Genomic DNA, 26,695 nt, shown 5'->3' on the forward strand with positions numbered 1-26,695 from the left:
CTCAGCCGTTGGGGCCGAGCAGGATCGCCAGCGTGTAGCGCCGGCCGATGCCTCCGCCGTGGCCGCCGAAATCAAATACCTTGACGCTCTAGCAGATGTGACCCCCACGTGGAGAGGCACATTTGTTAGGCGCCAACCACGTTCGTAGCGCTGTGGCGGAAAACTGCGGGCAGAATCGCCACTGCGTTACGCGCGTGAGTCCTCGTCGCGTGAGTCCTCGTCGCGTGAGTCATCGTCGTCTGAGTCAACGTCTGAGTCGTCTTCGCCGCGGTCCGCGTCCTCAGGCCCAGGCCCAGGCCCAGGCCCAGGCCCGACAACCGCACCCGGCCAGTACGCGCGCCACTCGTCTTCGGTGATCGAGCCCAGCGGGGTCGAATCGAGTTCCTCGGGCACGTCCTCGCCGCGGCGACCGGCGGCCACGTCGGACTCCACGACCCGCACGGTGTCCATGAACTCCAAAACCGCGCTGCGTAAGTCATTCTCGGCATCTACATCCGCCGAGATCGCCACCGCCGTCAGCGTCGCAGGCACCAAATCGGCAGGCAACCCGGCTTGCGCCACTCGGGCCAGCACCTTCTGTGCGAGCGACAAAGCCGGCTGCCCGGTGGGAACATCGTCCATCGACGACCCGCGGGCCTTCACCTTCTGCTCCTGAGCCTTGCGTTGCTCCCATTGGGCCAGCTGCTCATCGAGTGAAATCGACTCGCCGGCAAGGACTGCAGGCACACGGTTACCGAGCTTGCGGACCAGCGAATCGGCAACGTCATCGATGTTGAACGGATGAACGGGCGCATCTTCGGCGATGCGCGCATGGAACAGCACCTGCAGCAGCACGTCGCCGAGTTCTTCGCGCAATTCGTCAGCGTTACCGCCACGCACCGCGTCGAACAGTTCGTAGGTTTCCTCTAGGAGATAGCGACGCAACGAGTCATGGGTCTGCTCACTCTCCCAAGGACCGTCGCTCCGCAGCTTGTCCATCATCGCCACGGCATCCACCAGCCGCTCCCCCGCTTGCGCCTGAGGAGCCGCGATCAAGCGGTCCCCGGCTGCCAGCCGGGCCTTGACCGCCGGATGCTCCGGATCGGAAGAAAGGAGCACCGGCGCCGGGTTGTCTTCGTCATCGCCGTAGATGGGCCGCGCCGCCGGCAAAGTCCACGGCACCTTGATCGGCATTTCCTCGGTGTACTGCACATCACCGGTCAGGAATTCGATCGCTTCCACCGGAACGAGAGAGGGTCGGCGCGGATCGACCAATACCACGGTCATCGGGCTCCACCCCCTCACCACTTCGACGAGATTTGCTGATCTCGGTTATACCAACACTGTGCCGGACTGCGACGCTCCTGGTGAAAGCGGCCAACGCCGTGTTTCGCCGACGTCGGGCGGGCCCCGCACGGGATGGCCGCCCTGCCCGAAGGCAAGGCGGCCATCATGTCACAGACCGTGGTTTATGACTCCGGCGGGAACTCGCCCTCCGGGACCACCCAGTGGCCGGGAGTTTCGTTGTAGAACGGGTTTACCAGCCCGTTCACCGTCGGCTGGGTCTTCAGCTGACCAGGCGGAATTCCGTAGAACGGATTCGCAACGCCGTTGATGGTCGGTGAATTCATCAACTGTCCGGGCGCGATATTTCCGTTCGGCTGCTGGAAGAAATTGTCCACCTCAGGGAACCGCACGGTGGGCACGTTCACATCAGGAACGTTGACACTCGGCACATTCACGTCCGGCACGTTCACGCTCGGCACGTTCACATCAGGAACATTCACGCTCGGAACATTCACATCAGGAACATTCACACTGGGCACATTCACATCAGGAACGTTCACACCCGGCACCACCGGGCCGGGGACCGGCGGCGGTTGGGGCACGCCCGGATCACCGTGCGCCAGGCCCGTACCCAGGCCAAATGCACCCAGACCCAGTGCGCCGGCCATTGAGGTGGTTACTGCGAACTTCTTGAAGTCCATGATCACTCCTTCGCCTTGCGTCATCGCGACCGATCCACCAACCGTGGCGATCGCGTGATGTTCGGTTTGGGAAATTGCGTGACCGCCGTATGCCCGACGACCCGTCGCCGCTCCTTCGGACGACAGTGCAATACCTTGACCCCCGACATGTATGTCGGGTCCCCACGCCACCGCGTTAACGGCGCTTTCTAGATTCGACCGGCACATGCCGGCAAAAGGCGCACCTACCAGGAAATAGGCTGCAGAATTTATTCTGCGGAATCCAGTCCAGCGGTGATATCGACAGCGCTTTGCGTTTGCCCGTTGAGCACCAGGACCAATCCGGCCACCCACTGCACCAATTCAAGATCGCGAATACGTGGTGCCCCGACACCGTCACCGGCGCGCGGCAGCGGCACCTGCACGGTTGACGTCGTCGCTCGATAGTGCCCGCCCGGGTACATCCGCTTGAGCCTGAGCTGGGCGGAGTCCGGCAGAACCATGGGCGACAGCTTCACCGTGGATGCCGACACCGCACCGATCTCGGTGATGCCGTACTCGCGGCACAACAGCCGCAGCCTGGCCACCGCGACAAGGCGCTGCGCTTCGACGGGCAACGGACCGTAACGGTCGACGAGCTCGTCCACGACGGCCCGCACCGCGTCCTCGTCCGTGGCCGCCGCCAGCCGCCGGTACCCCTCCAGCCGCAACCGATCACTTCCGATGTACTCCGGCGGCAGATGTGCGTCGACCGGGAGATCGACGCGCACTTCCTTCGTTTCCTCCGGCGTGGCAACGGTTTTCCCGTCGGCCGCGGCCCGGTAGGCCTCCACGGCCTCACCGACCAGCCGCACGTAGAGGTCGAAACCCACACCGGCGACATGCCCGGACTGCTCGACACCCAGCACGTTGCCCGCGCCACGGATCTCCAGGTCTTTCATGGCCACGGCCATACCCGCACCCAGCTCGTTGTTCTGCGCGATCGTGGCCAACCGGTCGTATGCGGTCTCGGTCAGCGGCGAATTGGGCGGGTACAGGAAGTAGGCGTAACCACGCTCACGGCTACGGCCGACGCGGCCACGCAGCTGATGCAACTGGGACAGGCCGAAGGTGTCGGCCCGCTCGACGATCAGCGTGTTCGCGTTGGAGATGTCCAGCCCGGTCTCGACGATCGTGGTGCAGACCAGGATGTCGTATTCGCGGTTCCAGAAGCCCTCGACCGTCTTCTCCAGCGTCTCCTCGTTCATTTGCCCGTGGGCGACGACGACCCGGGCCTCGGGCACCAGCTGGCGGATCCGTGCCGCGGCCTGATCGATCGTGCGCACCCGGTTGTGGATGTAGAACGCCTGCCCGTCGCGCAGCAGTTCACGGCGCAGGGCCGCGGCCACCTGCTTGTCGTCCTGCGGGCCGACGTAGGTCAGCACCGGGTAGCGCTCCTCGGGTGGGGTGAGAATCGTCGACATCTCCCGGATGCCGGCCAGGCTCATCTCCAAGGTGCGCGGGATCGGGGTGGCGCTCATGGTGAGGACGTCGACGTGGGTGCGCATCGACTTGATGTGTTCCTTGTGCTCGACGCCGAACCGCTGTTCCTCGTCAACGATGATGAGGCCCAGGTCTTTCCACGTCACACCGGTCTGCAACAAGCGGTGGGTTCCGATCACGACGTCGACCGATCCGTCGGCCATCCCTTCCATCGTGGCCCGCGACTCGGCGGGATCGGTGAACCGCGACAACCCCTTGACGGTCACCGGAAAACCCGCCATCCGGTTGGTGAAGGTCTGCAAATGCTGATCGGCCAGCAGCGTCGTCGGCACCAACACCGCGACCTGCTTGCCGTCCTGCACGGCCTTGAACGCCGCCCGCACCGCAATCTCGGTCTTGCCATAGCCCACATCGCCGCAGATCACCCGATCCATCGGAACCGGCTTCTCCATATCCGATTTGACCTCGGTGATCGCGGTCATCTGGTCCATGGTCTCGGTGAAGCCGAACGCGTCCTCCATCTCGTTCTGCCATGGAGTATCGGGACCGAATGCGTGCCCTGGCGCCGATTGCCGCTTGGCGTACAGCGCCACCAGTTCACTGGCGATCTCACGAACAGCCTTGCGAGCCTTTGTTTTCGTGTTGGCCCAGTCGCTTCCGCCGAGCTTCGACAACGACGGCGCCTCGCCGCCGACGTACCGCGACAGCTGATCCAGCGAATCCATCGGTACATACAGCCGGTCTGATCCGCCACCACGCTTGGACGACGCGTATTCCAGCACCAGGTACTCGCGGCGAGCTCCGCCGACGACACGCTCGGTCATCTCGACGAACTTGCCGATGCCGTGTTGGTCGTGCACGACCAGGTCACCGGCGGTCAACGCCAGCGGGTCGACGACGTTACGGCGTTTGGCCGCAAGCTTTTTCCCCTCCGACGCCGTCACCCGGTTACCGGTCAGGTCGGTCTCGGTGATGATGACGAGGTTGGCCCCGGGCAGGATCACACCGTCGTGTAGCGGCCCCCTGAGCACCCCGACCACCCCGGCCTTGGGCGCCGCGCCGGGCTCCAACATCCCTGCGGGAGTATCGGATTCGCCGAGCTGTTCCACGACCCGGTGCGCGGTGCCGGTGCCCGGGGTGACCACCGCGGCGTACCCGCCGGTGGCCACGTGGGCGCGAAGCATCGCGAAGATCTCTTCAAGGCTCTGCTGACTGCGCGCGGACGGCGACGGCCGCAGGTCGAGTTCGGTGGCCTTGCCGTCGGGCAATTGGCTCAGCGTCCACCACGGGTGCCCCCCGGCGACGGCGTCCTCACGCGCCTGGTCGAAGGGCACAAAGCCCGACGCGCCGAGCGCCTCGATGTCGATAGGTGCGTCGCCGCCGACCGCAGCCGTCGACCACGAGGCCTCCAGGAACTCCTGACCGGTCTTGATCAGGTCCGCTGCCCGGGTCCGCACCTTCTCCGGGTCACACAGCAGCACCGGCGCACCCTCGGGCAGGTGGTGGGTCAGCGTCGTCGGCTGCACCGGGTGCAGTAGCGGCAGCAGCGCCTCCATGCCGTCGACGGGGATACCCTCGGCGAGCTTGGCCAGCATGTCGGGCACGCTGCCCGGGACGCTGTTCTCGTGGGTGGGGTGTTCTTGAGAAAGCACCGCGGCCCGCTCACGCACATCCGGCGTCATCAGCAGTTCGCGGCAGGGCATGGCGACCACGTGCTGCACCGGGATCTCGGGAATCGAGCGCTGATCGGCGATCGAGAACATCCGTATCTCGGAGATCTCGTCGCCCCAGAACTCGACGCGCACCGGGTGCTCGGCGGTCGGCGGGAACACGTCGAGGATGCCGCCGCGCACGGCGAACTCGCCGCGTTTGCCGACCATGTCGACGCGGGTGTAGGCCAGGTCGACCAGCCGGGCAATGACGGCCTCGAACTCTGCCTCGGCACCGACGGCGAGGGTGACCGGCTCGGTACTCACGACATCGGGGGCCATCGGCTGCAACAGGGACCGCGTGGTGGTGACCACCACCCGCAGCGGCGCGCCCAACGTCTCATCGCCAGGGTGAGCCAGCCTGCGCAGCAGCAACAATCGGGCGCCGACGGTCTCCACACCCGGGGACAGCCGCTCGTGCGGCAGTGTCTCCCAGGATGGGAACAGGGCGACGGCATCGCCGATCACACCGCGCAGTTCGGCGGTCAGATCGTCGGCCTCGCGACCCGTGGCGGCAACCACCAGCAGCGGGCCCTGCTGGGCCAGGCCGGCAGCCACCAGCACGCGGGCGCTGGCCGGCCCGACGAGTGCCAGATCGGCGGGCCGGTCGGCGGCACGGCGAAGGACGTCCTGCAGGGACGGATCGGTCAATGCCAGCTCAACGAGACCCGCAATCGGGGTCTGGACATGGTTGTGCCCCGGTGCGGTCATGATGCGCGCCATTCTACGGGGCCTTGGATTTGGCTCCACCGCGATCTGCCCGGGGCGATCATGGAGCGATGAAGCGGTGGGCGGCAGCGCTCGTTGTGGTGCTGACGGTGGCGCTCGCCATCATCTGGCTGACCAAGCGGGACACGTCGAACTCCGCCGACGAACCCGTCCCGACCCACCTGCGACCGGATGGCGTCCCCGACTTCGCCGCCTACCCCACGGTGGATCCGGCGCAGTACGTCCTTCGCGAGGGCGAGGGGTTTCCGGTGCAGGGCTTCCGCACGCCCGACGGCTTCGTCTGCATGGCCACCCAGCACCGAGCGATGTACGCACTGGACTGCCGCGGGCCGTTCGTCGGCGCCCCCGACGGCGCGAACCTCGCGCACCTGTTCAGCTACGGCACCACCAACGGCGCCATTCCGATGAGCTTCTCCCGTACCGAAGAGCCGCTCAGCCCGGTTGACGGTCTCACCGAGGACGAGGCGCCGATGCTGCCCGCCGGGCAACGCTTCGACATCGGCAACGCCACCTGTATCCACACCGACGACGTCCTGTTGGCTTGCCGGATGGCCGATCCGCAGAAGGGCAACGGCTTCATCGCCACCCGGACGGAGACGAGGTCGTTCGGCAGGAACTGAGCCCGTCAGCCGTCCTGCTCGACAGCGTCCTTGATCCGCGCGAGCCGGCGTTCCCAGCCTGCGGCGATCCCGTCGAGCCGACGCGCCACCTCGCTGAGCCGAGCCCCCACCGCCTCGTACTTGACCTCACGCCCCACGCGGGTGGCCGCCACCAAGCCGACATCGGTGAGCACTTTCAGGTGTTTGGCGATGGCCTGGCGGGTGATCGGGAGTTCGTCGGCCAGCGCCGACGCCGAGGCGGGATGACGCCCGAGCGCGACGAGCACCTGCCACCGGCTGTCGTCGGCAAGCGCCGCGAAAACCTGTACCGGTGACGCACTTTCAGGCACCGGCCGCGGCTCCCACCAGATACTTCTGGGCGAGGCCGAGCTCGAGCGGCCAGCCGCCGCTGTGATCGTCGAACCGGGAGCGGCGGTCGGCTTCAGGCTCGTCGAGCGAGGCAAATCCGCTCTCGACGACGCGCAGCACTACGCCGGACGGTGCTGGGGTGATCCAGAATTCGACGAGGGTGGATGAGCTGTCGAGATCGTCGGCGTCGATGTGCCACCGGAAGGCCACATAGCGCGGCTCGTCGACCGCGACGGTCCGCAGCGCGAACCGCCCGTGCGTGGGGTCGGTGACGATCGCGACGTCGCCGTCACGCTCGATGTGGTGTTCGGTGATCTGCTCATCGTTGATGTACCAGCCGGGTTCGCTCACCAGGTCCCAGACGCGTTGCGCCGGTGCGTCGATGGTGATCTCGCGCTCGATGCGGTCGAAGTCGGTGGTCATATCGGATTCCTTTCTGGCCGGATTACTGCAACCCAAGAGTTGCACATGAGGCCCTGTTGCTGCAACCCTAAGGTTGCAGTTTGCTGACCTACTCCTCGTGCAGGACTGGGTCCGACTCCAGATGGGTCAGCCCGTTCCAGGCCAGGTTGACCACGTGCGCCGCCACCACCTCTTTCTTGGGTTCACGCACGTCGAGCCACCACTGCGCGGTCATCGACACCGACCCGACCAGGGCCTGGGCGTAGAGCGGCGCGAGATCCGGATCGAGCCCGCGGCGGGAGAAATCCCCGGCCAGGATCGAGGACACCTGGTTGACGGCGTCATTGAGCAACGTCGCGTAGGTGCCCGAGGTGATGGCCGCCGGTGAGTCGCGGATCAGGATGCGGAAGCCGTCGGTGTGCTCTTCGACGTAGGTCAGCAGCGCCAGTGCCACCCGCTCGACCCGTACCCGGGACCGGTTGTTGGTCAGCGAGGATGTGATCCCGTCCAGCAGGGCCGACATCTCCCGGTCGACGACGACGGCGTACAGGCCTTCCTTGCCGCCGAAGTGCTCGTAGACCACGGGTTTCGAGACATTGGCACGCTGGGCGATCTCCTCGATCGAGGTGCCCTCGTAGCCCCGCTCGGCGAACAGCGACTTGGCGATCTCGATGAGCTGTTGTCGCCGTTCGTTGCCGGTCATCCGGGCCCGAGGGGCCCGCACTTCCTTCTCGGGTGCTGCCACGCATATCAGGCTAGACCGTTCGACTAGAGTCTCTCCCGGACATTCCGTCGTGGTGTAATCGGCAGCACCTCTGATTTTGGTTCAGATAGTTCAGGTTCGAGTCCTGGCGACGGAGCTCAGGCGTGCCAATCGGCCCAGGCAGCACGCAGCAGAGAGGGGAACAGTGTCTTCCACCGAGGCCGCAGTCGTCGTACTGGCAGCAGGTGCCGGCACCCGAATGCGCTCGGACACCCCCAAGGTGCTGCACACCCTGGCCGGCCGCAGCATGCTCAGCCACGCGGTGCACACCGTCGCCAACGCGGCCGCCCAGCATCTGGTGGTGGTTCTCGGACATGACCGCGAGCGCATCGCCCCCGCGGTCGGCGAGTTGGCCGACAAGCTGGGCCGCGCCATCGACGTCGCGATCCAGGACCAGCAACTGGGCACCGGCCACGCCGTGGCCTGCGGCCTGAGCGCGCTGCCCGACGAATTCGCCGGAACCGTCGTGGTGACCTCGGGTGATGTCCCGCTGCTCGACGCCGACACCCTGGCCGGCCTCATCGAAACCCACAGCGCCGCGACCGCCGCCGCCACGATCGTGACCACCACCGTGCCCGACCCCACGGGTTACGGACGCATCCTGCGCACCCAGGACAACGAGGTCATCGGCATCGTCGAGCAGGCCGACGCCACCGACTCGCAGCGGGCCATCCGCGAAGTCAACGCCGGGGTGTACGCCTTCGACATCGCCGACCTGCGCTCCGCGCTGAGCCGGTTGAGCTCGAACAACGCCCAGCAGGAGCTGTACCTCACCGACGTCATCGCGATCGTGCGGCAGGACGGCCGGACCGTGCGGGCCATGCACGTCGACGACAGTGCGCTGGTGGCCGGCGTCAACGACCGGGTGCAACTGGCCGACCTCGGCGCCGAGCTCAACCGCCGCATCGTGGCCCGCCATCAACGCGCCGGCGTCACGATCGTCGACCCGGCCACCACCTGGATCGACGTCGACGTCACCATCGGCCGCGACACCGTCGTGCGTCCCGGCACCCAGCTGCTCGGCACCACCGAGATCGGCGCCGGCTGCGAGATCGGCCCGGACTCCACGCTCACCGACGTCGAGGTGGGTGACGGCGCATCGGTGGTGCGCACGCACGGCCAGCTCGCCGTGATCGGCGCGGGCGCCACCGTCGGTCCGTTCACCTACCTGCGGCCGGGCACGATCCTCGGGTCCGACGCCAAACTCGGCGCCTTCGTCGAGACGAAGAACTCCACCATCGGCACCGGCACCAAGGTGCCGCACCTGACCTATGTCGGCGACGCCGACATCGGCGACCACAGCAACATCGGAGCGTCCAGCGTCTTCGTCAACTACGACGGCGAGAACAAGCACCGCACCACCATCGGCTCCCACGTGCGCACCGGCTCCGACACCATGTTCATCGCCCCGGTCGCCGTCGGCGACGGCGCGTACACCGGGGCGGGCACCGTGCTGCGCGACGACGTCCCACCCGGCGCCCTGGCGGTCTCGGACAACGCCCAACGCACCATCGAAGGCTGGGTGCAGCGCAAGCGTCCCGGTTCGGCCGCGGCCGAGGCCGCGCGCAACGCCCGCGAGGGCCGGGCCGACGAGACCGACTGACCCCTTGTGCCGCGATTTGCGGTCAGCATGTGGCTGTAGATCGCGGCACTGACAACATTTCAAGATTTCAAGCCAGGTCAGGCCGCGAGGTCGAGCAGATCGAAGTCGCACCCCGGCCCACAGACCCGCCCGCCCACCTCGATCCCGTGCCGCCGCATGACTTGGGCAACCTTCGCGGCAGTCCGACACGGTCGGTCGAATACCTGCCGGTATGACAGCCGGACAGTCGACAATCCCTCCACCGCAGCATCGAGATCGCGTTCGAAATCCTTGTTCCGCGCCGACCACGAGTCGTGGAACGTGCGACCGTCGAGTTCGACCACAAGCCGTTGCCCATACTCGTTATCGCGGTAACGAACACCTATCGACGAGGCAGAACGCTTCTGTCTATCGGCCCGGGGTAACCCGTGTGCCCGCTCCACGCGACTGAGATACCCGTGTTCGAGGACCGAGCACGTGCCTTCGGCAATATCCAGCAGTATTGCCCGCATCCAGCGGCGACGGCGCACTCGTCGACGAGCATCGAGGGTGCGGAGCAAACGCCGAGCGGTGGTGCGCCGCGACTGACAGGCGTTGGCCAGGACCGCAATGGCGTCAAATTCGGACGTCGCACGGCAGGCAACCTCGAGCGCAGCTTCCTCGTAGCGCATACGTGGCGGCCCGACATGCCACAGCACCCGCTCCTCGAGGTGCGCGAAATGGTAGATACGGACGCCGGGCGGCTCAGCCAACGAGGTCCGTTTGCGGGCGACGCCGACATGGATCACAGAGCCTTCGTCCGACAAGGCCGATTCGAGGCACAGTGCGGCCGGGGCCGCATAAAGCACTGCCGCCCAGGCCCGTTGCAACCAACTCAACGGTCCCGTGTGGTCGACGTACACGCCATCGTGGACCCGCGCCCACTCGTTGCGTCTGAGCAACCTCCGGATATCGTGCTGCTTCATTCCCGCATCGAGCGCCTGCCGGCGCGAGATGGTCCCCGCCTGCTGTCGAAGCACGTGGTCGATATCCACGCTGCCATGGTCGTACGGCCGAGGCGCCAGCCACCAGTACCGGATCGACAGCCTGGGGATAACCCGTTGTGCCGCGATTTACGGTCACCCGGTGGCTGCAGATCGCGGCGCTGATGGTCTCTGTCCGACGATTCGTGTTGGCAATCTGGTAACCCGGCTACGAACTACCAGAAACGCTACGTACGATTGCCCCGTATCGATCCCCAACCGCGAAGGCAGCCATAGTGGCCACGGACTGGACCGACAATCGAAAAAACCTGATGCTGTTCTCGGGGCGCGCGCACCCGGAGCTGGCGGAGCAGGTCGCCAAGGAACTCGACATCGAGGTCACGGCGCAGACCGCCCGCGACTTTGCCAACGGCGAGATCTTCGTCAGGTTCGATGAGTCCGTGCGCGGCTGCGACGCGTTCGTACTGCAATCGCACCCGGCCCCGCTCAACCAGTGGTTGATGGAACAGCTCATCATGATCGACGCGCTCAAGCGTGGTAGCGCCAAGCGGATCACCGCGATCCTGCCGTTCTATCCGTATGCGCGCCAAGACAAGAAGCACCGCGGCCGCGAGCCCATCTCGGCCCGCCTGGTCGCCGATCTGCTCAAGACCGCCGGCGCCGACCGCATCGTCTCGGTCGACCTGCACACCGACCAGATCCAGGGGTTCTTCGACGGCCCGGTCGACCACATGCGCGGCCAGTCGCTGCTGTGCGGCTACATCGGTGACAAGTACGGCGACTCCGACCTGGTGGTCGTCTCCCCCGACTCGGGTCGTGTACGCGTCGCCGAGAAGTGGGCAGACTCGCTGGGCGGCGTGCCGCTGGCCTTCATCCACAAGACCCGCGACCCGCTGGTCCCCAACCAGGTCAAGGCCAACCGCGTCGTCGGTGACGTCAAGGGCAAGACCTGCATCCTGACCGACGACATGATCGACACCGGTGGCACCATCGCCGGCGCGGTCAAGCTGCTGCGTGAGGACGGCGCCAAAGACGTCATCATCGCGGCCACCCACGGTGTGCTGTCCGACCCGGCCGCCCAGCGTCTGGCCGACTGCGGCGCCCGTGAGGTGATCGTCACCAACACGCTGCCGATCACCGACGACAAGAAGTTCCCGCAGCTGACCGTGCTGTCCATCGCACCGCTGCTGGCCAGCACCATCCGCGCGGTGTTCGAGAACGGTTCGGTGACCGGGCTGTTCGACGGGTCCGCGTAATGGCGCGGATTTTTCACAATCCGAAATGCTCGACCTCGCGCAAGACGCTGGAACTGTTGCGCGAGAACGGGATCGAGCCTGAGATAGTGCAGTATCTCAAGACCCCGCCGACCCGCGCGGAGTTGAAGCAGATGATTGCCGACGCAGGCATCGACGTGCGGACCGCGGCACGCAAACGCGAAACCCTTTACACCGAGCTGGGTTTGGCCGATGCCTCCGACGATGAACTGCTCGACGCGATGGCCGAGCACCCGATCCTGATCGAGCGCCCGTTCGTCGTCACCGACAAGGGCACCCGGCTGGCCCGCCCGATCGATTCGGTGCGCGAGATTCTGTGAAGCAGCTGCTTGCCATCGCCGCCGCGACGGGGATCCTGGCCACCGGCTGCGGCGCCGAAACGCCTGACTACAAGTCGATCTGGACGACGAGTTCGACGACCCCGGCCGCTGCTGCGGACGACCAACCGGTGCCGCTGTGGCAGTACCTGGAGGACTCCGGCGTGGTCGGCGAACCCGTCGCACCCGAGAAGATCCCCCACCTGTCCGTGACGATGCCGACCCCGCCGGGGTGGCACCCCTACAACAATCCGAACCTCGCGCCGGGTACCCGAATGATCGCCAAGGGTGACACCTACCCCACCGCGATGATGCTCGCCTTCCAGTTGCACGGCGATTTCGACGCACCAAAGGCCCTCAAAGAGCACGGCTACGCCGACGCCCAGCTCTCGGAGAACTTCAAGCAGCTCAACGCATCCACCGCCGATTGGAAAGGCTTCCCGTCGGCGATGATCGAGGGCAGCTACGACCTCAACGGCAAGCGCATGCAGAGCTACAACCGCGTCGTTGTCGCCGACGACGGGCTGCAGCCGCCGCAGCGCTATCTCGTCCAGCTCACCGTGACGACATATGCCGACGAGGCCGCGGCGCAGGGCCAAGACATCGAGTCGATCATCGCGGGCTTCAACATCGCGAAGAAGTGACGCCGGACCGTAGGGTGGTCAGCATGAGTGGATGGACCAGCGCTGATCTGCCTTCGTTCTCCGGCCGCCGGGTGATCGTCACCGGCGCCAACAGTGGCCTGGGGCTCGTCACCGCCCGTGAACTCGCCCGCGTCGGCGCCAAGGTCACCATCGCGGTCCGCAACTTGGACAAGGGCACCGCCGCCGCGGCCACCATGACCGGCGGATCCGTCGAGGTCCGCAAGCTCGATCTGCAGGACCTCGCATCGGTGCACGAGTTCGCCGACACCGTCGAGAGCGTCGACGTGCTGATCAACAACGCCGGCATCATGGCCGTGCCGCTCAGCCGGACCGTCGATGGCTTCGAGAGCCAGATCGGCACCAACCACCTCGGCCATTTCGCGCTGACCAACCTGCTGCTGCCCAAGATCACCGGTCGGGTGGTGACGGTGTCGTCGTTGATGCACTGGATCGGGCAGATCAGCCTGCGGGACCTCAATTGGAAGTCGCGGCCGTATTCGGCCTGGCTGGCCTACGGCCAATCCAAGCTGGCCAATCTGATGTTCACCTCCGAACTGCAGCGCCGGCTGACGGCATCGGGCTCGCAGGTGCGTGCGCTGGCCGCCCACCCCGGCTACTCGGCGACCAACCTGCAGGGCCAGACCGGCAACAAGTTCGGCGCCAGGATGATGGCCGTCGCCAACCGGGCGTTCGCCAGTGACGCGTCATTCGGCGCCCGTCAGACGCTGTTCGCGGCCTCCCAGGATGTCCCCGGCGACAGCTTCATCGGCCCGCGGTTCGGCCAGTTCGGTCCCAGCCAGCCAGTCGGTCGCAGCCCGCTGGCCCGGCGTGTGGAGACGCAGAAGGGGCTGTGGGAGCTGTCCGAGCAGCTCACCAAGATCACCTACCCGCTGTAGCGGTAGCTGGACGATTTTTGCCGACAGCCTGCTCTTTGCTACCCTGACCAGGCGTCACGGCGAGGGTGGACCTTCACAGACCACCGTTATCGGCGGGAACTTCTACAAGTGTTGCGACCCTTGCCGTGCTGACGATCCGACCGCAGTACCGCAATTAGAGGAGCAACATCATGGCCAAGGCCGCCGCCAAGAACATCCCCAACAAGCTGACTGCCAACGTGCGTACCCGCACCGGCAAGGGCGCCTCGCGTCAGGCCCGCCGTGACGGCAAGGTGCCCACCGTGCTCTACGGCCACGGCACCGAGCCCCAGCACCTCGAGATCAATGCCCGCGAGTTCGCTGCCGTGCTGCGCCACGCGGGCACCAACGCCGTGCTGACCCTCGACATCGAGGGCAAGGAGCAGCTGGCCCTGACCAAGTCCCTCGACATCCACCCGATCCGCCGCAACATCCAGCACGCCGACCTGCTCGTCGTGCGTCGTGGTGAGAAGGTCCACGTCGAGGTCACCGTCACCCTCGAGGGCGACGCCGCCCCGGGCACCCTGGTCACCCAGGACGCCAACGCCATCGAGATCGAGGCCGAGGCCCTGTCGATCCCCGATCACCTGACCGTGTCGATCGAGGGCGCCGAGGCCGGCACCCAGATCACTGCCGGCCAGATCGCCCTGCCGGCCGGCGTTTCGCTGGTGTCGGATCCCGAACTGCTCGTGGCCAACATCGTCGAGGCCCCCAGCGCCGAGGAGCTCGAGTCCGAGGGTGCCGGCGAGGCCGGCGAGGCCGCCGCCGAGGAGCCTGCTGCCGAAGCCGCCGAAGAATCCGAGTAATTAGGCTTCCGAGTAATCAGGTAGGACATTCCGCGAATGGCCGAGCCGCTGCTGGTGGTGGGCCTGGGGAACCCCGGGCCCGCCTATGCCAAGACCCGGCACAACATCGGGTTCATGGTGGCCGACATACTGGCCGCCCGCATCGGCTCGGCCTTCAAGGTGCACAAGAAATCTGGCGCCGAGGTGGTTACCGGGCGGCTCGCGGGAGCTCCGGTGGTACTGGCCAAGCCTCGCTGCTACATGAACGAATCCGGCCGCCAGGTCGGACCTTTGGCCAAGTTCTACTCCGTACCGCCAGCCCGGATCGTGGTCATCCACGACGAACTCGACATCGACTTCGGCCGGATCCGGCTCAAAGTCGGTGGCGGAGAAGGTGGCCACAACGGGCTGCGGTCGGTCGCGTCAGCCTTGGGCAGCAAGGACTTTCAGCGAGTCCGCATCGGGGTGGGTCGCCCGCCTGGCCGCAAGGATCCGGCGGCATTCGTGTTGGAGGCCTTCACCGCCGCCGAACGCGCCGAGGTGCCGACAATCTGCGAGCAGGCCGCCGACGCCACCGAGCTGCTGATCGCTCAGGGCCTGGAGCCGGCCCAGAACACCGTGCACGCCTGGTGACATCTCGGCTTGCACCGAAGCCGGGCATGGGCATATTTCCCTATATCCGCGGAACTACCAGGTGGGTAGCGTTTTCCGCATGCCTCCTCTGAACGCAACGATCGGGCTGCTGCTCGCAGTCCCCGCCTTGGCGAGTTGCCAGTTCTCGGTGTCGGCCGGCCAGCCTGACTACGAGAAGCTCGAAAACGCCATCGCCGACACGTTGAACGCGACGTACGAAAAGATCTCCAGCCAGGTTTCGGGAGTGGAATGCCCTCGGCAGGCAGAAGCGCCGAAAAAGGGCGACACCTTCATCTGCAAGGCGGATCTCGAGGGTGAGGACGTACGAGTCCAGGCCACCCTGACCGATGACGACGGCAACGTCGATTACCGCACGATGGACACCGTCTACGACCTACAGGCGTTGGCCGTGGAACTGTCCGGGAACATCTCGGCCGACCGCGGGTTCGAGGTGACGGTGTCGTGCGGTGATGGGTTGAAGGTAGTCGAGATCGGTAAGTCGTTCGAGTGCGTCGCCGCCGACCGGCGTGGCGATACCCGTCCGGTCAAGGTAACCGCGGGCGGCGTCGATGAGGAAGACCGCTGGGAACTGATCCTGGAAGAAGGCGACGAATAGGTCGTACGCACAGCTGTTTGGTCGGATAACCTGCCTGCCTTATGGCAGGTATCGTCGGGCGCGTCGCGCTCATGGAGGTGCTGGCCGACGCCTGGCGCCAGGCATGCGGCGGCGGCGGGCAGGTGTTGGTGCTGCTCGGCGACGCCGGCGTCGGCAAGTCCAGCGTGCTCGGCTGGCTGGCCGAGCGGATCGGCCGGCAGGCACGCACGGTCACCTGCCGCGGTGAGGAACTGTCGCTGCCGCTGTCGACGGTGGCCGACTGCGTGTCCGCGTTGCGTTCGCCGGCGATCTCGGCCGTCGGCGGTATGCCCGGCACGGATGTGTTTCAAGCGGCGGAAGTGCTGCGCGACACGCTGAATCAGGCCGGCCCGACCGCATTGTTGATCGACGATATCCACGATGCCGATCCGTCCAGCCGCACGGCGGTGAGCCTTGCTCTGCGCCGGTCGCCAGTCAGCGGGGTGCTCGTGGTGATCACCGCGCGGAGCACGCCGGCGATGCATCGTTTTGCCGAAGGGTTCCGCGTCGAACAACTTGATGGGTTACCGATCGACGCCGCGGCCGAGTTGCTGGAGACTTCCAGCGAGCGGCCGGTGGCACCCGAGGTCGCACGCAAGCTGTTGGAAGTCGCTGCGGGTAATCCGCTCGCACTGACCCACCTGCCGGATGCGTTGTCCTCCGACCAGCTCGCCGGTTCGGCGCGGCTGCCCGATGAGCTCCCCCTCGTCGGTGACTTGCACACCGTGTTCACTCGCCAACTTCCACTCGCCGGCACCGCCGCCAGAGAGGTGTTGGATCTGGCCGCGGTATCGGCGAGCGGAACCTGGTCGGTGATCGCCGAGCTGCGCCCCGGCCTGGTCGTCGACGGAGTGGCGGCACTCGAGGACGTCGGGCTGGCCCGGCTCCACGAAGGAGTGCTGACTCTGCGACATCCCTTGCTGCGGACCGCCGCGCTGCGCGCGATGCCACAGTCTCGTTGGCGTGCCCTCAACCTCGAGCTGGCCGCATCGTCGGCGACACCCGAGCACATCCGGCTGCTGCATCGGGCGCGGGGCACGTTGGGCCCCGACGAAGAACTTGCGGACGCGCTCACCGACGCGGCGCATGTGCAGCGGATGCTCGGCGCCACCGCCGCGGCCGCCTACGCGCTCGACTGCGCGGTCGAGTTGACCGAGTCTCCGGTGCGCCGCGCCCAACTGCACATGGAGACGGCCGGATTACTCGCTGTAGCGGGCGAGCCGTTGGCGGCGCGATATCGGTTGGAGGCTGTGCTGGCCGACCCGTCTTGCCGTGACCTGCACGTCGCTGCCACGGTCTCGTTGGCCACACTGGAGGCCGTCGATGGTGCTCCTGCGGTTGCATGGCAACGACTTTCCGAGTGCGCGGCCGCGGCGTCGCGCGACGACATCGGCATTCTGTATGCCAGGATGGGTATTCCGCTCGGCATGTTGGGGCTGGTCGGTGACATCGTCCAGAACGCCGAGACGGCCGTCGAACTGTGCAAGCCCAGTACGCCGGAGTGGGTGGCGGCACGGTTGACGCTCGCGCACGCCGCCTGCGCCAGCGATGAGGCGCGGGCCAATCATCTGGTCGACGAGCTGCTCGGCGACCTGCAATTAGACGGTGTGGTGGAGGTGGACCCCACCGTCGGCCTGCATCTCGGCCGAGCGTTGTCCATCGCGGAACGGTACAGCACCGCTGTCGAGATACTGACCCCACTGAGCACTCGACTACGAGGTGAAGGTGCGCGAACCAGCTTGGCGATGACCTTCGGCGCACTGGGTGAAACTCGGGTCCGCTCATCACGATTCGACGAGGCACTGGTCTGTCTGGACGAGGCGATCGCACTCAGTCTTGCCACTGGGCAGCGCGCCTTCGCCCCGTTCTGGTTGTCGTTGCGGGCGCGGGTGCGGGCCATCCGGGGTGACGATCGGGCCGCCGACGATGATCTGGCGCTCGGATTCAGCATCTCCGACGAGCTACATACCTTCGGCGCCAGGTACTTTCTGCTTGCCAATGCCGGTCTGGTGGCGCTGAGCGCCGGACGGTACGCCGACGCTGTTGCCGCACTTGAGGAGTGCTGGTCATTCGAGCAGTCAGGCGGTCTCCTGGCTCCGCAGTTGGCTCGCTGGCACGCCGACCTGGTCGAGGCCCTCGTCGCAACCGGACGCCGCGATGAGGCCGTCCCGGTTCTCGCCCATCTCACAGCGGTTGCCGACACCCCAGGCTGTAGCCGGTGGACCCGCGCCACCACATTGCGTGCCCAGGCACTGATGTGTGCGGACGCCGACCGGGATGAAGCCCTACGATTGGCCGACGCGGCCCTACAGACCTACGACCGAGACGTCGACGCGTTCGACCATGCCAGGACCTTGAAGATAGCCGCGGAATTGACCCCGGACCCAGATCGTCGCCAGGTGACGAGGATGAAGGCACAGTACGGTTTCCGCAGAGTGGGAGCGTCGGCGTGGTCGGCGCAGGGTCCGGCCGTGGAATCACCGCCAGGAATGTCCGGACTGACCGATACCGAACGGCGGGTGCTGATCGAGGTCTCCAACGGCCTCACGAATCGTCAGATCGCCAACGTGCTGCAGATGAGCAGCAAGACGGTGGCGAACCACCTTTATCACGTGTATCGCAAACTGGGTGTCGCTTCGCGCACCGAGGCCGCACGGGTCATTCTGCTCGCGCAGGGCTGACCCGCCCCCGATCATCCCCCGCGGCGTCGCAATCGGGGATTCCGAAGTCCGGTCAGACACCCCGGATTCCGCTGTCCACCACCTTGACGGTCTTGTGCGGAAACCGCTTCTCGGCATGCGCCTTGGCCGCCGAGTTCGGCAGCACATACAGCGTCTCCCGCTTGTCTCGCAGGGGTTTGAGCACCCGGTCCATGAACTCCTGGCGGTCATCGAGGTAGGGCTCGATGACGTCCTCCCCCGCCGGGCACACCGCAAGGCAGTAGGCCGCCTTGTAGTTGGCTTTGAAGGACAGGCTCTGCCACATCGACGCATTCTCTGAATCACTTACCCGGGAACGGAATTCGGCGGCGTCAGCACTGTCGGCGACGGTCTGCGCCCAGTCGGTGAAGCCACCCATGAACTCGCGGTAGTTGTGCACCGAGCAGGCGACGAAATCGAACTCGCCGTCCTTGCCGATCGCGCCGACCGGGCAGGCCGCCACACACAGCTTGCATTCCAGGCACGGGGAATAGTCCAGCGGCTCACCGTAACTGCTGATCGGTGTGCCGACCAAGATGGTGGCCAGCAGGATGAAGTTGCCGAACCTCGGGTGGATCACGTTGCGATGGATTCCCATCACTCCCAGCCCTGAGGCTACCGCGACGGGCTTGTGCGCCACCACCCAGATCCGCCCGGGGTACCTGTCCATCTCCATCGGGAAGGTTGCCGACGGGTTCACCGCGCGATGGCCGGCATCCTCCAACGCCCGGGTGATCCGGTGGGCCGCCTCGTTGATGATCTCCCCACTACGGTGGAACTCCTGGTTGGCCACGCTACGGGTGGACGAGCGCACGTTGTCGCGGTTCATCTTCACCACCAGTGAGATGTAGCTGCGCACCCCCGGCAGCGCGGCCTCGACGTGCTCGCGCTCAGAGGCCAGGTCCGGGTTGTCCGCACCAGCGAAGGCGACGTCGTCGGCCCCGGCGTCCAGACACAACGCACGCAGCCAGTCGGCGTCGATCATGTCCGGGGCCGGGGCCTCCGAACGGGCACGCACCGCGCGTACGGTCGGGTGGTCGGCCAGCCGCGGCGGAAGCTTCGATGTCATGACGCTGAGTATAGTTCTCTATACTCAGCGCGCAAGGGCGCAACCGCTCGGCGTGAAGAAACGGTTCCGGCCCGATGCGCACCCGCCCGGCCCTGCGTAGCGGCGCCACAAACCACCGCGGGCGGGCGCGTCACGAAAGACACGCCCGCCCGCGGATGTTCGATTCCGACTCGGCGAAATGACTAGCGACGACCCCCGGGCATACCCAGCCACGGGAACACCGGGATGTTGGCCGGCGGCGCAGTGGTGCCTGGCCTGACCTTGATCGAGGTGCTGCCGTTGGTCGAACAGATCGTCTTGGTGGCGGTGTCCTGGCAGGTCGGTCGAGCCGACGCCACGGGCGCCGAAATAACCGAGGCTGCCGCCAATCCCGCCATCACGAAAGCGAACTTGCCGCGACCTGTCATCATGTCCTTCCCTTTCCGGGCTACGACCGCGATACCAGAATGGTCATGCGCTGAACGCGCCGGCTTCCGCTCGCTCATCAGGGGCAGGCCGATACGACAACGGGCGAATCCGCATCCAGCGGAGTGTTGTTCGCCGCCGCTCGATTGAACGCGTCCTGGCGCGCAGCCTCCACAGTGGCCCCGGCGCCGCCGGCCACCGCATGGTTGCTCGGGCTGGCGACCGACACGATGCAGAGGTTGTCGTTGGTCACCTCGTCAGCCGTACATTCGACGCCACCGGCGTTCTGGCACGCCGCGATCACCGCCGCAGAGGCCTCTTCACTGGTGTCACCGGTCGCGGTGAAACCGCCGAGCGTGTCGATGAATTCGCCCGTACCCACTGCCGCAAAGATGTCTTCGGGGTCTTCGACATAGCCCCCAGGCCCGCCTGCCCACGCGGTGCCCGCGGAAATCCCGGCAGCAATAACGCCTGCGCCAAGAATCGCCGAAACCCATCGGGAATTGACCATGCTGGTCCTCTCGTCAAAGTGGTTTCCGCGTCAGAATACGCAAATTCACGTCGACGATGGGCAAATTGACGTGCTGTCATCGCATTTGCTTACAACAATGGAAACCCAGCACGAAAAGCGCGCCGAAATCCCGCGAGATTACCCAAAGTGCTGCCCGCGAGCGGCGTGTCGCGGAGCGGACACGCGCGGTCGCGGCGCAAAGACTAGGTGACCAGGGAGACCGAGTTGGCGCGACGCAGCTTGCCCGACGGGGTCTTCGGGATACTCCCGGGCCCGAGCACCACGACATTGCGCGGACGCATATCGACCTCGGAAACCACCTCGTGAGCCACCTGATGTTCGATCCGGCGCACCTCGGCCGGGTCCTGCCAAGCATTGGATTCCACCGCGACGGCGAAGGTCTCACGCGAGTGTCCGGCATCAAGCCGCACGGCGACGGCACAGCCGGGACGCACGCCCTCGACGCGGCCGGCGGCACGCTCGATGTCGGTCGGGTAGATGTTGCGCCCGGCCATGATGATCACGTCCTTGACGCGACCACACACGATGATGTTGCCCTCTTCGGTGATGTAGCCCAGATCGCCGGTGTCGTACCAGCCGTGCTCGTCCTGGGCCGGCAGGAATCCGCCCATGGTGATGTAGCCGGGAGTCAGAGATTCGCCGCGCAACTCGATGACGCCGACGCCGCGGGCGGGCATCACGTCGCCGTGCTCGTCGACGACGCGCGCCTCGAGATCCTGCAGGAGCGGACCGAGGGAGGCCAGCCGCTTGGTGTTGCCCTTGGTGGCGGGCACGGCGCGGCGCAATGCGGCCAGCAGATCGGCGTCGACCTCGTCGACCACCAGACCGGCGTTGCACGGCGAGAACGACACCGCCAGGCAGGTCTCGGCCATGCCGTAGGCCGGCAGGATCGCCGACTCCGGAAGACCGAAGGGCTTGCCCGCGTCCAGCAGGTCCTCGACGTCGGCCGGCTCCACCGGCTCGGCACCCGAGAGCGCGAACCGCAGTGTGGACAGGTCGTACTCGCCCGGCTTGGCCTGACGGCGCAACCGCTTGGCGAACAGTGCGTAGGCGAAGTTGGGCGCCGCGGTCATGGTGCCCTTGTACTTGGTGATGAGCTTGGCCCACAGCAGGGTGTCGCGCAGGAAGTCCATCGGCGTGACCTTGACGAGCTCGGCGCCGAAGTACATCGGGATGGTCAGGAAGCCGACCATGCCCATGTCGTGGAAGCAGGGCAGCCAGCTCACCATGACGTCCTTGTCGACGTCGTACTCCGCACCGATGAACATGGCCTCGGCGTTGGAGTGGATGTTGCGGTGCGTGATCTGGACGGCCTTAGGAGACCCTGTCGAGCCAGACGTCAATTGCATCAGCGCCAGGTCGTCCTCGCCGGTCTCGACCGGATCGACCGGGTCAGATGCCAGCAGGTCGGCGACGGTAAGGACCTTGACCCCTTTTTCTTCGAGCACCGGGATGGCCACCAGGAACGGCTCGGAGACGATGACGGCGTCGGCCTCGATCATCCCGATCACGTTCATCGTGTCTTCGGCCCACACCGCCAGGTCCGTGCGCGGGGTCGGCTGGTGCAGCATGGTCAGGCTCGCGCCCCGCATCCACACACCCTGCGCCGTCGGCGCGATCTCCACCGGGAAGCCGGCCAGCACGCCGACCGCGTCTCCGTGGCCGATTCCGGCGGCGGCCAGGCCGCCGGCGATACGCCGGGCCCGTTCGTGAACCTCACCCCAGGTGTGGCGCACCGGCTCGTGCGGCTCGCCAGTCACCATGCCGCGCTTGCTCTCACGAGCGTTGCGGAACATCTTCTCGGTGAATCTGCTCACGACGACCTCCTTGGCTTCCGCGGCGCGGGCACCGGCGACAGTGCGCCAGGTGCAGTTGCCCGGTTATCCATGCTCCGCCCGGTGTGCGCTGCTTTTGGGTAGGCGCGCGCACACGATTGGGGAGCAGTTATGTCTCGAAAAGGTGATGCCCCGGTACCGGGGATACAGCTCCGCGACCGCCCACCGTGACCGGCGGCGGGCGCATAAGTCGCATCCGATGCGACATCGCTAGCATTCACCGCCGATCATCTTAAGAGACCCTTAAGTAACTGGCCAAACCCTCACGTCAATTGAGGCCTGCGTCACATTTCTCCCCTCACGCCGGCCCGCCGCCGAAAACCGCGGACAACGCCAGTCCGGCCTCTTTCTCAGGCTGAGCTCGACGGTTCCGGCACGACCCGGGCACCGCTCACAGGTCCGCTGGCCACCCGCACAGTCCGGCACACACCCGCCCCGGCCAGCTCCGCGCCCACGTCCACCGCCGACGTCGACGACGGACACAGGAACGCGCACGTCGGGCCCGAGCCGGACACGATGCCGGCCAGCGCGCCCGCGTCCACCCCGGCACGCAAGGTCCGGCGCAGGTCCGGATACAAGCTCAACGCGGCCGCCTGCAGGTCATTGCCCAACAGCGCGGCCAGTTCGGCCGGATCGCCGGAGGCCAGCGCCGCGACCACGGGTTCAGGTTCTTCGACCCGCGGCGGGCCTCCGGTCGAGGTGTCCGCACGCAGCCGATCCAGCTCACCGAACACCTTCGGGGTGGACAGCCCCTTGTGTGCGAACGCCAGCACCCAGTGGAAGGTATTGCGGGCCAGGACCGTGGCGAGCTCCTCACCGCGGCCGGTGCCCAACGCCGTGCCGCCGTGCAGCGCGAACGGGACATCGCTGCCCAGCCGCGCGGCCAGCGCATGCAGATCACGCCGGGGCACGCCGAGCTCCCACAACGTGTTCATCGCCACCAGCACCGCGGCGGCATCGGCACTGCCGCCGGCCATGCCACCGGCGACCGGGATCGACTTGTCGATGCTGATCGCCACGTCCGGCGCCCGGCCCACGTGCTCGGCCAGCAGCTCGGCCGCACGCCAGGCCAGGTTGCGCTCGTCGGCGGGCACCGACTCCACGCCCTCACCCTCGACCGTCAGCGACAGCATGTCGGCATTGCGCACCGTTACCTCGTCCAGCAGCGAAACGGCATGGAACACCGTGGTGAGGTCGTGGTAGCCGTCGTCGCGCACATCGCCGACGGCCAGATACAGGTTCACCTTGCCGGGGACGCGCACGGTGACGGAGCCGGTGGGGACCCACTCGGAGGCGATACTGCCGTCGGATGCTGACACGGCCACGACACTATCGCCGCCACCCCGTGGTTGTCGGTGAACTTAAGCTGAGACGGTGCCCTCACCCGAGGTGGTCGTCGCGGGCTACACCGCGGTGAAAGTCGTGGGGACCGGCGGCTCGGCCACCGTCTACTCGGCCTGCGACCCCGACGGCGACACCGTCGCGCTCAAGGTCCTCGATGATCAGCATCGCCAACCGGCTCAACTGGCCCGGCTACAGCGCGAGTTCGACTTGGCCCGTCGACTCGTCCACCCCAACGTCGTCACGGTGTATGCCGCCGGTCCGGGCTGGTTGGCGATGGAGCTGCTCGACAGCACGGTGAACGGCCTGCCCGGGATCCCCGAGCGGCTCACCGCTCTGACCCAGATCGCGGGGGCACTGGATTTCGCCCACCGCCGCGGGATCGTGCACTGCGATGTCAAACCCGCCAACATCCTTGTCGATGAACCATTTTCGCGGGCAGTACTGGTCGATTTCGGCGTCGCACACTCGATGGCCCAGGATGTCGCCGCCCGCCTCGCCCACGACCGGTCCCCCCGGATGAGCCTCGACCCGGCCCGTCGAATCACCCGTCAGACTTCCCAACCGCATCCGAACATCCAAGCGTCACTGGCCTATTCGGCGCCCGAGCTGCTCGTCGGGCGGACACCGTCGGCGGCCACCGACCAGTACGCGCTGGCTTGCACGACGGTGGAACTGCTCACGGGTTCGCCGCCATTCACCGCGGACACCGCGCTGGCTCTGATCGACCAGCAGCTGTACAGCCGTCCGCCACGAATATCGCAGCGCTGCAATTGGATTCCACGCACCGCAGACTCGATCATCGCCAAGGCCATGGCCAAGGAGCCAGGCCGGCGCCACGACTCGTGTTCCGAGTTCGTCAGGCAGCTCCGCGAGGCGGTCCAGCCCCGAACGTGAAGAAGATCGCGAGACTGGTCAACAATCTCGCGATCTTCTTCACGTTCACCACATCAGTGTGGCCGGTTAGCGCGCCGCCTCAACCTCGGCCGCAGCCTCACCCTCGGCCTCTTTGGCCCGCTGCAGTAGCCGGACGAAATCGGCGATGCTGAGTGTCTCACCACGGCGCGACGGGTCGATGCTGGCAGCCAGCAGCCGCTCGGCCGACTCGTTACCCGAGCCCGCCCAGTCGGCGAACGCGTTGCGCGAGGTCTTGCGCCGCTGCGCGAACCCGATGTCGATGAGCTTGAACACCTCATCGCGGAACTCGACGTCCGTGGGCCACGGCGATGTCTCGTACCGGTCGATGCGGACCAGCCCGGAATACACCCGCGGAATCGGCCAGAACACCGTCGGCGACACCATCCCGTGCCTGCGCACGTTTCCGTAGAAACGCACCTTGGCACTGGGCACGCCGTAGTCCTTGCCGCCGGGTTCGGCCGCCAGCCGCTCGGCCACCTCGGCCTGCACCATGACCATCACCGTCCGGATCGACGGGAACTCGGCCAACAGATGCAGCAGCGCGGGCACCGCCACGTTGTACGGCAGGTTGGCCACGAGCGCGGTCGGCTGATCGGTCAGGTCAGACGGCATCAGCGTCAGGATGTCCTGGTTGATGACGGTGAGCCGGTTGATCTCGCTGTGCGAGTGATCGGCGATGGTGGCCGGCAATTGCTTGGCCAGCACCGGGTCGATCTCCACAGCGGTCACCCTGGCGCCACGGTCCAACAGGGGCAGGGTCAGTGACCCCAGACCCGGTCCGACCTCCAGCACATGGTCGCTCCGGTGGATACCGGAAGCCGACACGATGCGCCGGACAGTGTTGGCATCATGCACGAAGTTCTGGCCAAAGGCCTTGCGTGGCCGAAAGTCGATTTCTTTCGCCAAGCGTCGTATCTCGGTCCGCCCGAGCAGTCGAATAGTCAGCGCGCCCCAATCCTCCCACTACACACCGGCCAAGCTCCCCATCCCTGCCGGGCCTGCGTCACCGTAGCAATCGCAATCTGCTCTTCTCTAGTCGCCAGATCGGCCCTCGGAGCATACCGCAGACCACCCTGTCGCTCCCAGGTGTTTTGGTCGAATTGGACGCCACCGTAGAACCCGTTGCCAGTGTTAATCGCCCAGTTACCTCCCGCTTCGCACTGTGCGAGCGAGTCCCACTGGGCTCCGTTGGTAACCGGCGGAACTTCGGTGCCGGGCTTTGCTCCGACCCGCAGCACACCATCGCGCGCCGGCTCGATCACGACATTGGCTACTGGCAGCCTGCCGGTCTCCACACCGTTCACCTTGGCCACCGCATAGGTCACGTCCTGGGTGCCCGGGGCGCCGGGGTCCTCGACGACCTTGCGGCTCATGTTCAGCTCGGGGTCTTCGATGCGCTTGTTGCCGGGAGCCAACGGCACCCGCTCGGTGACCTTCTCGATGCGCATGCGGGTCACCTGCACTTGCATACCCTCGGTGACCGGCGTCGATGCCGCCGGGACCACGGTGTCGTTCTGTTCCAGCGGCGCCCCCGCGGCGGCAAGCAGACCGGCCACGTTCGGGGCCGCCAGGTGCACGGTCCGCGCATTGCCGCCGTCGTCGATTCGCACCGTCTTGGCGCTCACCACGGGCAGTGCCATACCGCCCAACGGCACCCTGCTGCCGCGGGACGCCGCGGCCGGCGCCTTGTCGGTCATCTTCAGCTGCGCCAGGGCCTCGTCCACGGTCGAGGCGGTGGTCCACACCTGCTTGCTGTCATTGCCGTCCAACGACAATTCCAGCGGCCGGCTGCGCCGCAGAACGATGGTGTCGGACTGGTGCACGGACTCGTCGGCGGCCGGATAAAGATCATCGCGATCGCCTACGGAAAATCCGTTCTCCTGGACCACGTCGATCACCCTGGACTTCATGGTCGTCACAGTCATCGGCGCGCCGTCCACGCTCAGCGTGACGGTCTTGTGCGATCCGACGGCGTAACCCCCGGCCGCGGTGAGCGTGACCAACAGGGCTCCCACCACGCCTCGCAGCAGCGGTGATCGCGATTCATGAATTTTGTTGAGCGCTTCCATATACCCGCTTTTCGGCTCGGACGGCATAGTTCACCGCCGGCGGTTGAGCTTTGATCACAAGA

25 protein-coding genes and 1 tRNA gene are annotated in these 26,695 nt (G+C 66.4%); 12 read left to right on the forward strand and 14 right to left on the reverse strand.

The window, feature by feature from the left end; all coding sequences use genetic code 11:
- Positions 1-186: 186 nt before the first annotated feature.
- The 3 genes from BKG60_RS16250 to mfd all read right to left on the reverse strand — a co-directional run bounded on the left by BKG60_RS16250 (position 187) and on the right by mfd (position 5,848).
- Complete coding sequence (locus BKG60_RS16250; RefSeq protein WP_070944581.1) at positions 187-1,266, reverse strand: nucleoside triphosphate pyrophosphohydrolase; 1,080 nt, start codon at positions 1,264-1,266, stop codon at positions 187-189.
- A gap of 182 nt (positions 1,267-1,448) precedes the next feature.
- Positions 1,449-1,967: a hypothetical protein gene (locus tag BKG60_RS16255; RefSeq protein ID WP_070944703.1), complete on the reverse strand. Its 519-nt coding sequence runs from the start codon at positions 1,965-1,967 to the stop codon at positions 1,449-1,451.
- Positions 1,968-2,215: 248 nt separating this feature from the next.
- On the reverse strand, positions 2,216-5,848 hold the full coding sequence (gene mfd, locus BKG60_RS16260) for a transcription-repair coupling factor (protein WP_070944702.1): 3,633 nt from the start codon (positions 5,846-5,848) through the stop codon (positions 2,216-2,218).
- Positions 5,849-5,916: 68 nt separating this feature from the next.
- Between mfd and BKG60_RS16265 the strand changes: the two genes are divergently transcribed.
- Complete coding sequence (locus BKG60_RS16265) at positions 5,917-6,486, forward strand: hypothetical protein (protein ID WP_070944580.1); 570 nt, start codon at positions 5,917-5,919, stop codon at positions 6,484-6,486.
- A 5-nt stretch (positions 6,487-6,491) separates the two neighbouring features.
- Here the strand turns inward: BKG60_RS16265 and BKG60_RS16270 are convergent, their stop codons facing one another.
- The 3 genes from BKG60_RS16270 to BKG60_RS16280 all read right to left on the reverse strand — a co-directional run bounded on the left by BKG60_RS16270 (position 6,492) and on the right by BKG60_RS16280 (position 7,939).
- The gene (locus tag BKG60_RS16270) at positions 6,492-6,815 is read right to left on the reverse strand and encodes an ArsR/SmtB family transcription factor (protein WP_070184817.1); all 324 of its coding nucleotides are present in this window, start codon (positions 6,813-6,815) and stop codon (positions 6,492-6,494) included.
- Positions 6,808-7,257, reverse strand: a complete 450-nt coding sequence (locus BKG60_RS16275) for an SRPBCC domain-containing protein (RefSeq protein WP_070944579.1) — start codon at positions 7,255-7,257, stop codon at positions 6,808-6,810. The genes BKG60_RS16270 and BKG60_RS16275 overlap by 8 nt, the downstream gene beginning before the upstream one ends.
- Before the next feature lie 88 nt (positions 7,258-7,345).
- Positions 7,346-7,939 carry a TetR/AcrR family transcriptional regulator gene (locus BKG60_RS16280; protein WP_070944701.1) on the reverse strand — a complete coding sequence of 198 codons (594 nt, stop codon included), beginning with the start codon at positions 7,937-7,939 and terminating at the stop codon, positions 7,346-7,348.
- Positions 7,940-8,024: 85 nt separating this feature from the next.
- Here BKG60_RS16280 and BKG60_RS16285 point away from each other — a divergent pair.
- Together BKG60_RS16285 and glmU are read left to right on the forward strand one after the other, a co-directional pair.
- Positions 8,025-8,096 (forward strand) — tRNA-Gln (locus BKG60_RS16285).
- A 48-nt stretch (positions 8,097-8,144) separates the two neighbouring features.
- Positions 8,145-9,602, forward strand: coding sequence for a bifunctional UDP-N-acetylglucosamine diphosphorylase/glucosamine-1-phosphate N-acetyltransferase GlmU (glmU, locus tag BKG60_RS16290; protein WP_075909780.1), 1,458 nt, complete (start codon positions 8,145-8,147; stop codon positions 9,600-9,602).
- 77 nt (positions 9,603-9,679) lie between these two features.
- Here glmU and BKG60_RS16295 read toward each other — a convergent pair whose 3' ends face one another.
- Entirely contained in the window at positions 9,680-10,615 is a 936-nt protein-coding gene (locus BKG60_RS16295; RefSeq protein ID WP_070944578.1) for a type IV toxin-antitoxin system AbiEi family antitoxin domain-containing protein, read from the reverse strand.
- Positions 10,616-10,839: 224 nt separating this feature from the next.
- Between BKG60_RS16295 and BKG60_RS16300 the strand changes: the two genes are divergently transcribed.
- From BKG60_RS16300 to BKG60_RS16335, 8 genes are all read left to right on the forward strand, one after another.
- Complete coding sequence (locus BKG60_RS16300; RefSeq protein ID WP_070184820.1) at positions 10,840-11,820, forward strand: ribose-phosphate diphosphokinase; 981 nt, start codon at positions 10,840-10,842, stop codon at positions 11,818-11,820.
- A complete protein-coding gene (arsC, locus tag BKG60_RS16305; RefSeq protein WP_070184821.1) occupies positions 11,820-12,158 on the forward strand; it encodes an arsenate reductase (glutaredoxin) in 339 nt (112 codons plus the stop codon). Before BKG60_RS16300 ends, arsC begins: the two co-directional genes overlap by 1 nt.
- Complete coding sequence (locus BKG60_RS16310) at positions 12,155-12,799, forward strand: LpqN/LpqT family lipoprotein (RefSeq protein WP_070944577.1); 645 nt, start codon at positions 12,155-12,157, stop codon at positions 12,797-12,799. The genes arsC and BKG60_RS16310 overlap by 4 nt, the downstream gene beginning before the upstream one ends.
- Positions 12,800-12,822: 23 nt before the next feature.
- Positions 12,823-13,695 carry an oxidoreductase gene (locus tag BKG60_RS16315; protein WP_070184879.1) on the forward strand — a complete coding sequence of 291 codons (873 nt, stop codon included), beginning with the start codon at positions 12,823-12,825 and terminating at the stop codon, positions 13,693-13,695.
- 170 nt (positions 13,696-13,865) lie between these two features.
- The gene (locus BKG60_RS16320) at positions 13,866-14,519 is read left to right on the forward strand and encodes a 50S ribosomal protein L25/general stress protein Ctc (RefSeq protein ID WP_070944576.1); all 654 of its coding nucleotides are present in this window, start codon (positions 13,866-13,868) and stop codon (positions 14,517-14,519) included.
- Positions 14,520-14,555: 36 nt separating this feature from the next.
- On the forward strand, positions 14,556-15,131 hold the full coding sequence (pth, locus tag BKG60_RS16325) for an aminoacyl-tRNA hydrolase (RefSeq protein WP_070944575.1): 576 nt from the start codon (positions 14,556-14,558) through the stop codon (positions 15,129-15,131).
- 79 nt (positions 15,132-15,210) lie between these two features.
- The gene (locus tag BKG60_RS16330; protein ID WP_171055146.1) at positions 15,211-15,747 is read left to right on the forward strand and encodes a DUF4333 domain-containing protein; all 537 of its coding nucleotides are present in this window, start codon (positions 15,211-15,213) and stop codon (positions 15,745-15,747) included.
- Between the two features lie 41 nt (positions 15,748-15,788).
- Positions 15,789-18,446, forward strand: a complete 2,658-nt coding sequence (locus tag BKG60_RS16335; protein ID WP_070944574.1) for a helix-turn-helix transcriptional regulator — start codon at positions 15,789-15,791, stop codon at positions 18,444-18,446.
- 52 nt (positions 18,447-18,498) lie between these two features.
- Here the strand turns inward: BKG60_RS16335 and BKG60_RS16340 are convergent, their stop codons facing one another.
- The 5 genes from BKG60_RS16340 to BKG60_RS16360 all read right to left on the reverse strand — a co-directional run bounded on the left by BKG60_RS16340 (position 18,499) and on the right by BKG60_RS16360 (position 23,624).
- Positions 18,499-19,533 (reverse strand): 4Fe-4S binding protein, encoded by a 1,035-nt coding sequence (locus BKG60_RS16340; protein ID WP_070184826.1) that lies wholly within the window; start codon positions 19,531-19,533, stop codon positions 18,499-18,501.
- A 182-nt stretch (positions 19,534-19,715) separates the two neighbouring features.
- Positions 19,716-19,943 (reverse strand): hypothetical protein, encoded by a 228-nt coding sequence (locus tag BKG60_RS16345; RefSeq protein ID WP_234998152.1) that lies wholly within the window; start codon positions 19,941-19,943, stop codon positions 19,716-19,718.
- A 74-nt stretch (positions 19,944-20,017) separates the two neighbouring features.
- A complete protein-coding gene (locus BKG60_RS16350; RefSeq protein WP_070944573.1) occupies positions 20,018-20,449 on the reverse strand; it encodes a DUF4189 domain-containing protein in 432 nt (143 codons plus the stop codon).
- 203 nt (positions 20,450-20,652) lie between these two features.
- Complete coding sequence (locus tag BKG60_RS16355) at positions 20,653-22,287, reverse strand: fatty acyl-AMP ligase (protein WP_070944572.1); 1,635 nt, start codon at positions 22,285-22,287, stop codon at positions 20,653-20,655.
- A 368-nt stretch (positions 22,288-22,655) separates the two neighbouring features.
- The gene (locus BKG60_RS16360) at positions 22,656-23,624 is read right to left on the reverse strand and encodes a 4-(cytidine 5'-diphospho)-2-C-methyl-D-erythritol kinase (protein ID WP_200806072.1); all 969 of its coding nucleotides are present in this window, start codon (positions 23,622-23,624) and stop codon (positions 22,656-22,658) included.
- 55 nt (positions 23,625-23,679) lie between these two features.
- On the opposite strand from BKG60_RS16360, the gene BKG60_RS16365 reads away from it, so the two are divergent.
- Positions 23,680-24,543 (forward strand): serine/threonine-protein kinase, encoded by an 864-nt coding sequence (locus tag BKG60_RS16365; RefSeq protein ID WP_070184830.1) that lies wholly within the window; start codon positions 23,680-23,682, stop codon positions 24,541-24,543.
- A gap of 66 nt (positions 24,544-24,609) precedes the next feature.
- On the opposite strand, the gene rsmA is transcribed toward BKG60_RS16365, so the two are convergent.
- Both rsmA and BKG60_RS16375 read right to left on the reverse strand, forming a co-directional pair.
- The gene (rsmA, locus tag BKG60_RS16370; protein ID WP_070184831.1) at positions 24,610-25,509 is read right to left on the reverse strand and encodes a 16S rRNA (adenine(1518)-N(6)/adenine(1519)-N(6))-dimethyltransferase RsmA; all 900 of its coding nucleotides are present in this window, start codon (positions 25,507-25,509) and stop codon (positions 24,610-24,612) included.
- Complete coding sequence (locus tag BKG60_RS16375) at positions 25,506-26,633, reverse strand: resuscitation-promoting factor (RefSeq protein ID WP_070944571.1); 1,128 nt, start codon at positions 26,631-26,633, stop codon at positions 25,506-25,508. Before BKG60_RS16375 ends, rsmA begins: the two co-directional genes overlap by 4 nt.
- Positions 26,634-26,695: the final 62 nt, after the last annotated feature.

It is taken from the genome of Mycobacterium syngnathidarum (assembly GCF_001942625.1).
GTDB lineage: Bacteria > Actinomycetota > Actinomycetes > Mycobacteriales > Mycobacteriaceae > Mycobacterium > Mycobacterium syngnathidarum.

Coding starts and splice junctions, on each gene's coding strand:
- BKG60_RS16250 (WP_070944581.1), bottom strand. CDS start 1,266: ATGACCGTGGTATTGGTCGATCCGCGCCGACCCTCTCTCGTTCCGGTG.
- BKG60_RS16255 (WP_070944703.1), bottom strand. CDS start 1,967: ATGGACTTCAAGAAGTTCGCAGTAACCACCTCAATGGCCGGCGCACTG.
- mfd (WP_070944702.1), bottom strand. CDS start 5,848: ATGACCGCACCGGGGCACAACCATGTCCAGACCCCGATTGCGGGTCTC.
- BKG60_RS16265 (WP_070944580.1), top strand. CDS start 5,917: ATGAAGCGGTGGGCGGCAGCGCTCGTTGTGGTGCTGACGGTGGCGCTC.
- BKG60_RS16275 (WP_070944579.1), bottom strand. CDS start 7,257: ATGACCACCGACTTCGACCGCATCGAGCGCGAGATCACCATCGACGCA.
- BKG60_RS16280 (WP_070944701.1), bottom strand. CDS start 7,939: ATGACCGGCAACGAACGGCGACAACAGCTCATCGAGATCGCCAAGTCG.
- arsC (WP_070184821.1), top strand. CDS start 11,820: ATGGCGCGGATTTTTCACAATCCGAAATGCTCGACCTCGCGCAAGACG.
- BKG60_RS16315 (WP_070184879.1), top strand. CDS start 12,823: ATGAGTGGATGGACCAGCGCTGATCTGCCTTCGTTCTCCGGCCGCCGG.
- BKG60_RS16320 (WP_070944576.1), top strand. CDS start 13,866: ATGGCCAAGGCCGCCGCCAAGAACATCCCCAACAAGCTGACTGCCAAC.
- pth (WP_070944575.1), top strand. CDS start 14,556: ATGGCCGAGCCGCTGCTGGTGGTGGGCCTGGGGAACCCCGGGCCCGCC.
- BKG60_RS16330 (WP_171055146.1), top strand. CDS start 15,211: ATGCCTCCTCTGAACGCAACGATCGGGCTGCTGCTCGCAGTCCCCGCC.
- BKG60_RS16335 (WP_070944574.1), top strand. CDS start 15,789: ATGGCAGGTATCGTCGGGCGCGTCGCGCTCATGGAGGTGCTGGCCGAC.
- BKG60_RS16340 (WP_070184826.1), bottom strand. CDS start 19,533: ATGACATCGAAGCTTCCGCCGCGGCTGGCCGACCACCCGACCGTACGC.
- BKG60_RS16345 (WP_234998152.1), bottom strand. CDS start 19,943: ATGATGACAGGTCGCGGCAAGTTCGCTTTCGTGATGGCGGGATTGGCG.
- BKG60_RS16350 (WP_070944573.1), bottom strand. CDS start 20,449: ATGGTCAATTCCCGATGGGTTTCGGCGATTCTTGGCGCAGGCGTTATT.
- BKG60_RS16375 (WP_070944571.1), bottom strand. CDS start 26,633: ATGGAAGCGCTCAACAAAATTCATGAATCGCGATCACCGCTGCTGCGA.